9 protein-coding genes are annotated in these 12,457 nt (G+C 71.6%); 6 read left to right on the top strand and 3 right to left on the bottom strand.

What is annotated here, in order from left to right; all coding sequences use genetic code 11:
* Positions 1-101: 101 nt before the first annotated feature.
* Positions 102-1,037 (bottom strand): (2Fe-2S)-binding protein, encoded by a 936-nt coding sequence (locus ACTWQR_RS25875; protein WP_443229557.1) that lies wholly within the window; start codon positions 1,035-1,037, stop codon positions 102-104.
* Between the two features lie 140 nt (positions 1,038-1,177).
* Here ACTWQR_RS25875 and ACTWQR_RS25870 point away from each other — a divergent pair, with 140 nt between their 5' ends.
* Entirely contained in the window at positions 1,178-2,173 is a 996-nt protein-coding gene (locus tag ACTWQR_RS25870; protein WP_443229556.1) for a GntR family transcriptional regulator, read from the top strand.
* Positions 2,174-2,415: 242 nt separating this feature from the next.
* Here the strand turns inward: ACTWQR_RS25870 and ACTWQR_RS25865 are convergent, their stop codons facing one another.
* Positions 2,416-3,189: a hypothetical protein gene (locus ACTWQR_RS25865; RefSeq protein WP_443229555.1), complete on the bottom strand. Its 774-nt coding sequence runs from the start codon at positions 3,187-3,189 to the stop codon at positions 2,416-2,418.
* Positions 3,190-3,588: 399 nt separating this feature from the next.
* Positions 3,589-5,280, bottom strand: coding sequence for a PucR family transcriptional regulator (locus ACTWQR_RS25860; protein ID WP_443229554.1), 1,692 nt, complete (start codon positions 5,278-5,280; stop codon positions 3,589-3,591).
* A gap of 342 nt (positions 5,281-5,622) precedes the next feature.
* Between ACTWQR_RS25860 and ACTWQR_RS25855 the strand changes: the two genes are divergently transcribed.
* The 5 genes from ACTWQR_RS25855 (at position 5,623) to ACTWQR_RS25835 (ending at position 12,431) form a co-directional block, all read left to right on the top strand.
* On the top strand, positions 5,623-6,513 hold the full coding sequence (locus ACTWQR_RS25855) for an FAD binding domain-containing protein (RefSeq protein WP_443229553.1): 891 nt from the start codon (positions 5,623-5,625) through the stop codon (positions 6,511-6,513).
* A complete protein-coding gene (locus ACTWQR_RS25850) occupies positions 6,513-7,124 on the top strand; it encodes a (2Fe-2S)-binding protein (protein WP_443229552.1) in 612 nt (203 codons plus the stop codon). Before ACTWQR_RS25855 ends, ACTWQR_RS25850 begins: the two co-directional genes overlap by 1 nt.
* 1 nt (position 7,125) lies before the next feature.
* Positions 7,126-9,525 carry a xanthine dehydrogenase family protein molybdopterin-binding subunit gene (locus ACTWQR_RS25845; RefSeq protein WP_443229551.1) on the top strand — a complete coding sequence of 800 codons (2,400 nt, stop codon included), beginning with the start codon at positions 7,126-7,128 and terminating at the stop codon, positions 9,523-9,525.
* Between the two features lie 193 nt (positions 9,526-9,718).
* Positions 9,719-11,176, top strand: a complete 1,458-nt coding sequence (locus ACTWQR_RS25840) for an NCS2 family permease (RefSeq protein ID WP_443229550.1) — start codon at positions 9,719-9,721, stop codon at positions 11,174-11,176.
* A gap of 61 nt (positions 11,177-11,237) precedes the next feature.
* Positions 11,238-12,431, top strand: a complete 1,194-nt coding sequence (locus tag ACTWQR_RS25835) for an XdhC family protein (RefSeq protein WP_443229549.1) — start codon at positions 11,238-11,240, stop codon at positions 12,429-12,431.
* Positions 12,432-12,457 lie beyond the last annotated feature (26 nt).

Genomic DNA, 12,457 nt, shown 5'->3' with positions numbered 1-12,457 from the left:
TCTTGCGGGAAGTGAGGGTTCTGTGAATCGACTGTAACCAAGAGAGTTGATTTCAAGCCGAGTTGATCTTAGGGGCCCGGCTGATCCTACGGGACGCGGGCTCAGCCCGATGCCGCTACCCCTGCCATCTCTGTTCCCGCCGCCTCTGTTGTCGCGTCTGCCGTCGCCTGGGCCTCCGCCGTCAGCTTCGCGATGCGGACCGCTTCGGAGTTGCGCGGGCAGTTCGCGCAGGTGTCCTCGGGGTCCATGGTGTAGAAGAAGCAGCAGCCGGCCCGGTCGCGGGCGGGCAGGCATTCGCCGTTCGGACCGGTCAGCTCGCGGAACCCGGCCGAGCCGACGTACGGCCGGGTCGCCCCGGGAAACAGCCGCTCCAGCTCGTCCGTCGCGCGCCGCTTCTCGCCGAGTAGGCCGGCCACGTACCAGAGTCCCTCGATGACGTCGTCCGTCGCCATGCCCCACAGGGCGCGGCCCCGGCGCCGCGTCCGGGGTCCGAAACCGCCGAGTACCGGCTCCATGTGCTCGGCCACGGCCGCCCGCACCTCCGCGCGCAGGGCCTCCTCGTTCGGGACGACGCGGGCGCCGGGCAGTACGGCCGCCGCGTCGTCCGGCAGGCAGGCGAACTCGCCGACCCGCACCGAGATACGGCCGGGCATGCGCTGGAAGGTGACCTGTTCCACCGGGAGGCGGGGTACGCGGCGCAACAGGAACCACGGCACGGTGATCAGCAGGGCGGCCGGCCAGGCGTAACGGTGCAGGCCGAAGCCGGCGACGACGTCGGGGCGGGCCCGCTGTCCGTAGTCCTCTTCCATCTGGGCCTCGTCCCACGCGAGGAAGGCGTCGAGGTCCGGCCCGCCCGCCGCGAGCTTCGCGGCGGCGACCCGGCCGCCGCCCGTGGGAGCGGCTTCCCCTGGCGCGAGTTCCGTGACGCCCAGGCCCGGCAGCACCTCGGTCAGGCGGACGTACGCCTCCGTGACGGCCGAGAGAGCCGGGCGCGCGTCGGTGCCGGGCGAGGTCTCGGCCGGGGCGGGAACGGGCACGCAAGGACCACCGATCACGATCGTTTGCAGGTAAGGCTTACCTTACCCGATAGGGTCGAGGTTTACCCTGTTCTGTCGGGGTCGCTCCGGACCCCACCCGAAATACCCGCCACCACCGCCCACGTCGAAGGAGGCTCCCCGTGGAGAAGGCCGGCTCACGCGAGGCGTACGGCTCCGCAGGGGTCCCTTCGGCTTCGCCGGAGGCCCGTGAGGCCCGTGACGTCCGTCCGGGCGTGGGAGCCGTCCGGGTGCCTCAGCAGGGGCGCGCGGCGAACGCGGAGCGGGAGCGCGCGGCGGGGGACCGAGGTGCCGGCGATCGCGGGGCGAGCCGCGAAAGTGTCCCCCGGGACGCAGCCGCCACCGCCGAGCACACGGCTCGCGGCGAGCACACGCACAGCGAACCGCCGATGCCGCAGCCGCGCGCGGCCCGCGAGGCCACGCGCGAACGAGGCGTGCCCGACGGGCGGAGTGTGCCCCCGGCCCGTACGCCCACCCCCAGCCTTTCCCCCCGCCCAGTGATCCAGCGATCCTCCGTCCGGGGTCAGATCCTCGACGCGCTCCGGGCCGCTCTGGTCGGCGGTGACCTCGCCCCCGGCGAGGTCTACTCCGCCCCCGTGCTCGGTGAACGCTTCGGTGTGTCCGCGACGCCCGTGCGGGAGGCCATGCAGCAACTGGCTCTCGAGGGCGCCGTGGAGGTCGTACCGAACCGGGGCTTCCGGGTCGTGCGGCGGGGCGCCCGCGAGCTCGCCGAGCTCGCCGAGATCCGGGCGCTCATCGAGGTCCCGGTGATGCTGCGGCTGGCCCGTACGGTGTCCGCCGCCTGCTGGGCGGAGTTGCGTCCGCTCGCCGACGCGACGGCGGCCGCCGCGTCCACCGGCGACCGCGCGCGCTACGCCGAGGCCGACCGCGCCTTCCACGCCGCGCTCCTCGCCCTCTCCGGCAACCGGCAACTCGTACAGATCGCGGACGACCTGCACCGCCGCGCCCAGTGGCCCCTCGCCGGCGCCCCCGTCTGCCGCACCCGAGCCGACCTGCTGGCCGACGCCGCCGAACACACGGCGCTCCTCGACGCGTTGATCGCCCAGGAGACGGCGGTCGTGCAGTGCCTCGTACGGGAGCACTTCGCGGGCGCGTAGCCGGTATGTGAGTCAAACGGCCTTGGTTGAGTTCGGTTCGGTGCCGCGCCCCGTAAGGGGGCGCGGGGCCGTGACATATGCGGCTCCGCCGCGATGGGTCCCCCGCTCATGGGGTCCACCCGCTCGAGCGAAGCCGAGAGTGGGGGAGGAGCCGAGAGTGGGGGAGCGATCAGCCCCCACCGGCCCGCGCACGCGGCGGAGCCGCATATCGACACAGCATCACCGTTCTTCCGGCGGAGCGCTCAGGCCGTGGCCGCCGGGGGCGCCAACTGCCCCGCCAGCCACGTAGGTACGCCGCCCAGCAGCCGGAACAACCGTCCCGCCTCCGCCCGTAGCCGGGACGCCTCCGGCTCGATCTCCGCGTCTGCGAGCGAGGCCAGTGCCGGGGCCGTACCGACGAGGTAGCCCAGCTCCTCCCGGATCCGGAGGGATTCGGTGAAGCCGTGCCGGGCCTCCGCCAACTCGCCGTCGCGCAGGGCGAGTCCGGCGAGGTGGCGCCAGGTGAAGGAGAGCAGGAACGCGTCGCCCTGGGCGGTGGCGCCCGCGTGGGCTCGGCGGTAGGCGGCGCGGGCGGCCTGCGGGGAGTGGGCGAGGTTCTCGGCCAGCAGTCCGCGCCGGAAGTCGAGCAGGGCCCGGCCCGCGGCGCCCGGCGCGATCAGGGCAGCCGCCCGGCCGAGCGCGGCCCGCGCCTCGTCGGCCCGGTCGCGTACGCCGAGCAGCGTGGCCGCGTACGCGAGCTGCCCGCGCTCACAGGCCGCGGCGCCCCGCTCGTCGTCGCTCCGGGCCAGCGCCTCCGCCGTACGGAGCGCGTCCTCCGCCTCCGCCCAGCCCTGCTCGGTGTAGAGGCACCGCTCGACGAGGAGCGAGGCCCGCTGGACGGCGGCCCCAGCCGTACGCGGTTCGAGCAGCGCGGCCGCGTCGACCCAGCAGGCGCGCGAGCGCAGCCGCCATACCGCGGTCTGGAGTGGATCGTCCCCTGCAGCCGTTCCGTAACCAGACATGGCGGAATGCGCCACGTTGCCCTCCCCGAGCACACCATTGAGCTGTTGAGTGGTGGCCGCATCTCAGCACGAATCGCTCGGCCTGGCCAAGGGGGTGTGTGAAAGATTTCACGTGGACTAGGCTGATGGTTCCGGTCTGGGAGCCCTTTGAAGGCACGAACCGGTTTACCCGGGGACACGGTTGTGGTTGGCGTCGATCAGGCTGGAGTCACCGGGGTCTCCCTGGTGTGGGCCACGCCACCGGTCCCGCGCCCGTCAGGGCGGATGCGACCTTGATGCCGCAGCCAGCCGTGCCCAGGAGCGCGACGAGGTGTGAACTGTCGAGTACATGAACTCGGCACTTCACGGCCGAGAAGGTGGCAAAGTCATGGGACGGACGGCACTTGGAACCGTCCGTCCCACAGCCCCATGACCTCAACTCATGCGCAACGCCAGGAAGAAATCCAGCTTGTCCTCGAGGCGCGAAAGATCACGACTCGTCAACTGTTCGATGCGTCCCACCCGGTAGCGCAGCGTGTTGACGTGCAGGTGCAGGCGGGCGGCGCAGCGGGTCCAGGAGCCGTCGCAGTCGAGGAACGCCTCGAGGGTCGGGATCAGCTCGGCGCGATGGCGTCTGTCGTAGTCCCGGAGGGGGTCCAGGAGCCGGGCCGTGAAGGCGCGGCGCACGTCGTCCGGGACGAAGGGGAGCAGGAGGACGTGGGAGGCCAGCTCCTGGTGGCCCGCCGCGCACACCCGTCCGGGCCGGGCCGCGGCGACCCGGCGCGCGTGCCGGGCCTCCTCCAGGGCGCCGCGCAGCCCCTCCGCCGAGTGCACGGCGGCGCTGACGCCGAGCGTGAGCCGCCCGTCGTCGCCCAGGCCCGCGGTCAGCGGCGCGCGTACGGCCTCCAGGAGCGTGTCGGCGAGCACCCCGGCCTCCGAGTCGTCGTGCCCCGTGGACACCGCCGGGAGCGGTACGAGCGCGATGGCCTCGTCGCCCGTGTGGGCGACCGCGATCCGGTCGGACGGCTCGGGGCCCGACGACAGTGGGTCGACGAGGATCTCCTCGAGCAGCGCCTGGGCCACCGGCCCGCCTTCGATCTCTCCGCCGTCCCACTCGACGCGGGCGACCACCACCTGCCAGTGCGGAGCCGCGCCGAGACCCGGCAGCAGCACGGGCGCCGCGACCCGCAGCCGCGCCGCGATCTCGGTGGGCGCGGCGCCGGTCTGCACCAGTTCGAGGACCTCCTGCGCGAGTCGCCGCCGCACGGTGCGCGACGCGTCCCGCCGTTCCCGTTCCACCGCGATCAGCTGCGTCACGCCCTCCAGCAGGTCGAGCCGCTCCGCCGGCCAGTCCCCGGCGTCCGCATCGACCGCGAGCACCCAGTCCGCCAGCACCGTCTCGCGCACGTCGCGCGAGCCCGCCGTACCCGCCGCCCCTCGCACGCCGCTGCGGATCGGGAACAGCGAGTACGTCGTGCCGCCCAGGGCGACCCGGTACGGTCCGCGCCGCCCGGTGCGTACCGCCGCCAGATGCTCGGCGGCCAGCGCCGCGCACACGTCGGGGGGCAGGCCCGGCTCGGCGCGTTCGGAGAGGTTCGAGCCGGCGATGAGGCGTCCGGCGGGGGAGAGTACCCACGCCCGTAGGTCCAGGTCGGAGCCGAGCAGGTCCAGTACCACGTCCGGGCCGCCGCCCGCGGGCCCCGAGGTCATCATGCGGCGGTGCCGGTCCACCACGGCCGCCAGGTCTCCGGCCCGCTCGCCCGAGACCTGCCGTACGACATGCTCGGTGATCGTCGCGAAGGCCACCGACTCGTTGACGGCGAACAGCGGCAGCCGGTGCCGGGCGCAGGCCACCACCAGGTCCTGCGGGACCGCGCCCAGCTCGGCCTCGCCGGCGGCCAGCGCCGTGACTCCGGCGCCCACCAGGATCCGTACGAAAGGCTCGGAGTCGGCGGCGTCGCGACGCCAGGCGAGCCCGGTGAGGACCAGCTCGCCGCCTGAGAGATAGCGACTGGGGTCGCGCAGGTCCGTGGTCATCACACCGCGTACGGTGCGGTCCAGCTCGTCCTCGCCGCCGAGCAGCCGCAGGCCCAGCGCGTCGGTGTCCAGCAGTGCGCGCAGGCGCATTCTCGTCGCCGCCGTTCTTGTCTCGAAATCTACGATGGATCTCGCGGGAGCCGGGTGGATCCGGGGGTGAGAACCCGGTGCGCGGGTCCTCGGGTTTCCCGAGGCTGTTCGTGGTGTTTCCAGAGCAAAGCGGGGAGGTTACTGGTGACCTCCATTCATATGAATCTACAAGATGGACGCCCTGGCCAGCCAACTCCTTCATGGTTTCGGTGACTGACCCCGGCGTGCGGCGGCGCTGTGTACTGAGCTCATTCCACGTGAACAAATCATGAACGAGCCGGGCCCGCCGCACACGATCTGGCTTGAACAGAACGACCCACGAGACGAAGAAGAGAGCCGGTCATGGACTTCCTTCGCCCAGCCAGTTGGGAGGAGGCGCTCGCCGCCAAGGCCGAGCACCCCACCGCTGTGCCGATTGCGGGTGGCACCGACGTGATGGTCGAGATCAACTTCGACCACCGTCGGCCCGAGTACCTCCTCGACCTGAACCGCCTCGGCGAGTTGAGCGAGTGGGAGGTCGGCGAGGACTCCGTCCGCCTGGGCGCCTCGGTCCCGTACACCCAGATCATGGAGCACCTGCGCGGCGAACTGCCCGGCCTGGCCCTGGCCTCGCACACCGTGGCCTCCCCGCAGATCCGCAACCGCGGCGGCGTCGGCGGCAACCTCGGGACCGCCTCCCCGGCCGGAGACGCCCATCCGGCGCTGCTCGCGGCGGGTGCCGAGGTCGAGGCCGAGTCCGTACGGGGCTCCCGGCTCATCCCGATCGACGAGTTCTACACCGGAGTGAAGCGCAACGCGCTCGCGGCCGACGAGCTGATCAGGGCCGTACACATCAAGAAGGCCGACGGCCCGCAGCAGTTCTCGAAGGTCGGCACCCGCAACGCGATGGTGATCGCGGTGTGCGCCTTCGGCCTGGCCCTGCACCCGGAGACCCGCACGGTCCGCACGGGCATCGGCTCGGCCGCGCCCACCCCGGTCCGCGCCAAGACCGCCGAGGAGTTCCTGAACGCGGCGCTGGACGAGGGCGGCTTCTGGGACAACGGCAAGATCATCACCCCGTCGGTCGCCAAACAGTTCGCGGACCTCTGCGCCGCCGCCTGCAACCCGATCGACGACGTCCGGGGCACGGCGAGCTACCGCCGCCACGCGGTCGGCATCATGGCCCGCCGCACCCTGACCTGGACCTGGGAGTCGTACCGCGGCACCGCCGCCGTCACGGAGGGAGTCGCGTAATGCGCGTCAATTTCACGGTCAACGGGCGTCCGCAGGAAGCCGACGACGTGTGGGAGGGCGAGTCCCTGCTGTACGTGCTGAGGGAGCGCATGGGCCTGCCCGGTTCGAAGAACGCCTGCGAGCAGGGCGAGTGCGGGTCGTGCACCGTACGGCTCGACGGCGTGCCGGTGTGTTCCTGTCTGGTCGCTGCCGGTCAGGTCGAGGGGCGCGAGGTCGTCACGGTGGAGGGGCTGGCGGACTACGCCAAGCAGCGTACGGAGCACGGGAGTTGCGCGACAGGCGCCTGCGGTACGGCCGGTACGGCCGGTGCGTCCGGGACGCCGCTCGACGCGGCCAGGCAGTGGCAGGCCGGGCCCCAGGACTCCCAGACCGGCGAGGGCACCGAACTCGCCCCGATCCAGCAGGCGTTCATCGACGCCGGCGCCGTCCAGTGCGGCTTCTGCACCCCCGGCCTGCTGGTCGCGGCCGACGAGATGCTGGAGCGCAACCCGACGCCCACCGACGCGGACATCCGCGAGGCGCTGTCGGGCAACCTCTGCCGCTGCACCGGCTACGAGAAGATCATGGACGCGGTACGCCTGGCGGCCGCCCGACAGGGAGAGGCGGTCTGACATGCCCAGCAACAGCGCCCCTGTCGGCACTCCGACCAAGGTCACCCAGGGTTCGCAGACAAAGGGCGGCATCGGCGAGTCCACGCTCCGCCCGGACGGCACGCTCAAGGTCACCGGCGAGTTCGCGTACTCGTCCGACATGTGGCACGAGGACATGCTGTGGGGCCAGATCCTGCGCTCCCCGGTGGCCCACGCGGAGATCGTGTCGATCGACACCTCCGAGGCCCTCGCACAGGCCGGCGTCTACGCCGTCATGACCTACGACGACCTGCCGACCGACGTGAAGAACTACGGCCTGGAGATCCAGGACACCCCCGTACTCGCCCACGGCCGGGTCCGCCACCACGGCGAACCCGTCGCGATCGTGGCCGCCGACCACCCCGAGACCGCGCGCCGCGCCGCCGCCAAGATCAAGGTCGAGTACCGCGAGCTGCCGGTCGTCACCGACGAGGCGAGCGCCACCGCGCCGGACGCGCCGCTGATCCACGAGGGCCGCACCGACCACCACTTCGGCCACGTCCCGCACCCGAACATCCTGCATCGTCAGCCGGTCATCCGCGGCGACGCCGACGAGGCCGCCAAGAGGGCCGACTTCGTCGTCAAGGGCGAGTACACCTTCGGCATGCAGGACCAGGCCTTCCTCGGCCCGGAGTCCGGTCTGGCCGTCCCCGCCGAGGACGGCGGCGTCGACCTCTACATCGCCACCCAGTGGCTCCACTCCGACCTGCGCCAGATCGCCCCCGTCCTCGGGCTGCCCGAGGACAAGGTCCGTATGACCCTCTCGGGTGTCGGCGGTGCGTTCGGCGGCCGCGAGGACCTGTCGATGCAGATCCACGCCTGCCTGCTGGCACTGCGCACCGGCAAACCGGTCAAGATCGTCTACAACCGCTTCGAGTCCTTCTTCGGACACGTCCACCGCCACCCCGCGAAGCTCCACTACGAGCACGGGGCGACCAAGGACGGCAAGCTCACCCACATGAAGTGCCGCATCGTCCTGGACGGCGGAGCGTACGCCTCCGCGTCCCCGGCGGTCGTCGGCAACGCGGCGTCCCTGTCGGTCGGCCCGTACGTGGTCGAAGACGTCGACATCGAGGCGATCGCCCTCTACTCCAACAACCCGCCCTGCGGCGCGATGCGCGGCTTCGGCGCGGTCCAGGCGTGCTTCGCGTACGAGGCCCAGATGGACAAGCTCGCCGACAAGGTGGGCATGGACCGGGTCGAGTTCCGTCAGCTCAACGCGATGGAGCAGGGCACGCTCCTGCCGACCGGCCAGGCCGTCGACTCCCCGGCCCCCGTCGCCGAACTCCTGCGCCGAGTCAAGGCGATGCCGATGCCGCCGGAGCAGCAGTGGCTCCTCGCCGGCGAGGCGGCGGACGTCCGCCAACTGCCGGGCGGCCTCTCCAACACCACACACGGCGAGGGCGTCGTACGCGGCGTCGGCTACGCGGTCGGCATCAAGAACGTCGGCTTCTCCGAGGGCTTCGACGACTACTCAACTGCCCGTGTCCGTATGGAGGTTGTGGGCGGCGAGCCCGTCGCGACCGTCCACACCGCGATGGCGGAGGTCGGCCAGGGCGGCGTCACCGTCCACGCGCAGATCGCCCGCACCGAGCTGGGCGTCACCCAGGTGACGATCCGCCCGGCCGACACACAGGTGGGGTCCGCCGGTTCGACCTCGGCGTCGCGCCAGACGTACGTCACCGGTGGCGCCGTCAGGAACTCCTGCGAGCTCGTCCGTGAGAAGGTCCTGGAGATCGGGCGCCGCAAGTTCGGTACGTACCACCCCGCCTGGGCCACCGCCGAGCTGCTCCTGGAGGGCGGCAAGGTCGTCACCGACGGCGGCGAGGTGCTGGCCGACCTGGTGGACGTACTCGAGCAGGAGTCCGTCGAGGTCGAGGCGGAGTGGCGGCACCGGCCGACCGAGGCCTTCGACATCCGTACGGGGCAGGGCTTCGGGCACGTCCAGTACTCGTTCGCCGCGCACCGCGCCGTCGTCGAGGTGGACACCGAGCTCGGCCTGGTGAAGGTCATCGAGCTGGCCTGCGCCCAGGACGTCGGCAAGGCGCTCAACCCGCTGTCCGTCATCGGCCAGATCCAGGGCGGTACGACCCAGGGCCTGGGCATGGCGGTCATGGAGGAGATCATCGTCGACCCGAAGACGGCGAAGGTGAAGAACCCCTCCTTCACGGACTACCTGATCCCCACCATCCTCGACACGCCGACCATCCCCGTCGACGTGCTCGAACTCGCCGACGACCACGCCCCGTACGGGCTCCGTGGCGTCGGTGAGGCCCCGACCCTGTCGTCGACTCCGGCCGTCCTCGCGGCGATCCGGAACGCGACGGGCTTGGAGCTCAACCGGACGCCGGTACGGCCTGAACACCTGACCGGCATGGCGTAGAAGCTCCGGGGGCCGGGAGAGAGGTCTCTTCCTGGATTGCTCCTGGATTCCTCCTGGGTTCTTCCTGGGTTCTTCCTGGAGGAACTCCGTCTCTCCCGCCCTCGGATTCCTGATCGTTCGTCTCGGGCCGTCCCCCGGGTCGTGCGGCCGAAGCACCTTCCCAAACCCCTTTGAACCTTGGGAGAAGGCCCACATGACCCAGCAGTCACTGGAGCCGAAGACCGTCGCGGCGGACGCGGGCGCGGGTAGCCGCGTCCCGGCCGGCCGGTCTTGGCTCGACCGCTACTTTCACATATCCCGGCGAGGAAGCTCGGTCGCGCGTGAGGTGCGCGGCGGTGTCACGACGTTCATGGCGATGGCGTACATCCTGCTGCTCAACCCGCTCATCCTGTCCGGCAGGGACGCGGCGGGGAACACGCTCGGCCAGAACGCCCTGATCACCGCGACCGCGTTCGCGGCGGCCTTCACCACGCTCCTGATGGGCTTCTTCGGCAAGGTGCCGCTCGCCCTCGCCGCCGGACTCTCCGTCTCCGGCGTCCTGTCCTCACAGGTCGCGCCCCAGATGACCTGGCCGCAGGCGATGGGCATGTGCGTGATGTACGGCGTCGTGATCATGCTGCTCGTGGTCACCGGGCTGCGCGAGATGATCATGAACGCGATCCCGCTGGCGCTGAAGCACGCGATCACCATGGGCATCGGCCTGTTCATCGCCCTGATCGGCTTCTACAAGGCGGGCTTCGTCCACCGGGGCAAGGCGACCCCGGTCTCGCTCGGCCCGGCCGGTGAACTCGCCGGCTGGCCGGTCCTGCTGTTCGCGGCGACCCTGCTCGCGATCTTCATGCTCCAGGCGCGCGGCGTCCCCGGGGCGATCCTGCTCGGCATCGTCGGCGGCACCGTACTGGCCGTGGTCCTCAACGCCCTTGACGTCGTCAACCCCAAGCAGTGGGCGAGCGGCGCACCCGAGCTGCACGGCAGCGCGGTGTCCATGCCGGACTTCTCGATCTTCGGCGACGTCGAGTTCGGCGGCTGGGGCCAGGTCGGCGCGATGACGGTCGGGATGATCGTCTTCACGCTCGTCCTGGCGGGCTTCTTCGACGCGATGGCCACCATCATCGGCGTCGGCACCGAGGCCAAGCTGGCCGACGAGAAGGGCCGTATGCCGGGCCTGTCCAAGGCCCTGTTCATCGACGGCGCGGGCGGCGCGATCGGCGGCGTCTCGGGCGCCTCCGGCCAGACGGTGTTCGTGGAGTCCGCGACGGGCGTGGGCGAAGGAGCCCGTACGGGCCTCTCGTCGGTCGTCACCGGCCTGTTCTTCGCGGCCTGCCTCTTCTTCACCCCGCTGACGGCGATCGTCCCGGGCGAGGTCGCGGCGGCGGCCCTGGTCGTCATCGGCGCCATGATGATGACGAACGCCCGGCACGTGGACTGGGCGGACCGCGCCACCGCGATCCCGGTCTTCCTGACCGTCGTGATCATGCCGTTCACGTACTCCATCACCGCGGGTGTCGCGGCCGGAGTCATCAGCTACGTCGCCGTCAAGGTCGCCCAGGGCAAGGCCCGGGAGATCGGGGCGTTCATGTGGGGCCTCGCGGCGATCTTCCTCGTCTTCTTCGCCCTGAACCCGATCGAGAGCTGGATGGGCGTCCACTAGACGCCTTGTCGAACCTGCTTTGCTGAAGCCCTCCGCCCAACCGCTGTCAGGAGACCGAGAGATGCTGGACATCGCCGAAGAACTGCACCGGTGGGTCGAGCAGGGACGCGACTTCGCCGTGGCCACCGTGGTGGCCGTCGGCGGCAGCGCGCCCCGCCGGCCGGGCGCCGCCCTCGCGGTGGACGCCGACGGCACGGCGATCGGCTCGGTCTCCGGCGGCTGCGTGGAGGGCGCGGTGTACGAGCTGTGCCAACAGGCGTTGGTGGACGGTGAGTCGGTCCTCGAACGCTTCGGGTACAGCGACGAGGACGCCTTCGCGGTGGGCCTGACGTGCGGCGGAATCATCGACATCCTGGTGACACCGGTACGCGCGTCGGCGCCCGCCCGGGAAGTGCTCGCGTCGGCGCTGTCCGCCGCCGCCCGCGGGGAGGCGGCGGCGGTCGCGCGCATCGTCTCCGGGCCGGGCGAACTGCTGGGCCGCGCCCTGCTCGTACGCCCCGAGGGCTCGTACGAGGACGCGTACGACGGCCCGTACGAGGGCGGATTCCGCGCGCACCCCGAACTGGACCGCACGGTGGCGGCCGAGGCGCGCGCCTTCCTGGACGCCGGCCGCACCGGCACCCTGGAGATCGGCGAGCAGGGCTCTCGCTGCGGAGCACCGCTCACGGTTCTGGTCGAGTCGTCGGTCCCGCCGCCCCGCATGATCGTGTTCGGCGCGATCGACTTCGCGTCGGCACTGGTCCGCATCGGCAAGTTCCTCGGCTACCGCGTGACGGTGTGCGACGCGCGCCCCGTGTTCGCGACGGCGGCCCGCTTCCCGGACGCGGACGAGATCGCCGTCGAGTGGCCGCACAAGTACCTGGAGCGCACGCGGGTCGATGGACGGACCGTCCTGTGCGTCCTGACCCACGACGCCAAGTTCGACGTGCCACTGCTGCGGCTGGCCCTCCGGCTGCCGGTCGCGTACGTCGGCGCGATGGGCTCCCGCCGCACGCATCTGGACCGCAATGATCGGCTGCGCGAAGTCGGCGTCACCGAACTGGAGTTGGCCCGGCTCCGGTCCCCGATCGGGCTGGACCTCGGGGCGCGTACGCCCGAGGAGACGGCCTTGTCCATCGCTTCGGAGATCGTCGCCAACCGGCGTGGGGGGAGCGGGGTTTCGCTGACCGGGGCGCACACGCCGATTCACCATGACGTGACGTCGGCTACGGGGGCGACGTCGGCGCCGGTGGGACGGATCGGGTCGGTGGCCTGACGCTGGGCATCCAGGCGCGATCACCG

This window comes from Streptomyces sp. 2A115, from assembly GCF_052245575.1.
Taxonomy (GTDB): domain Bacteria; phylum Actinomycetota; class Actinomycetes; order Streptomycetales; family Streptomycetaceae; genus Streptomyces.
The sequence above is the reverse complement of the archived record's forward strand: the minus strand, read 5'-3'. Positions and strand labels throughout refer to the sequence as shown.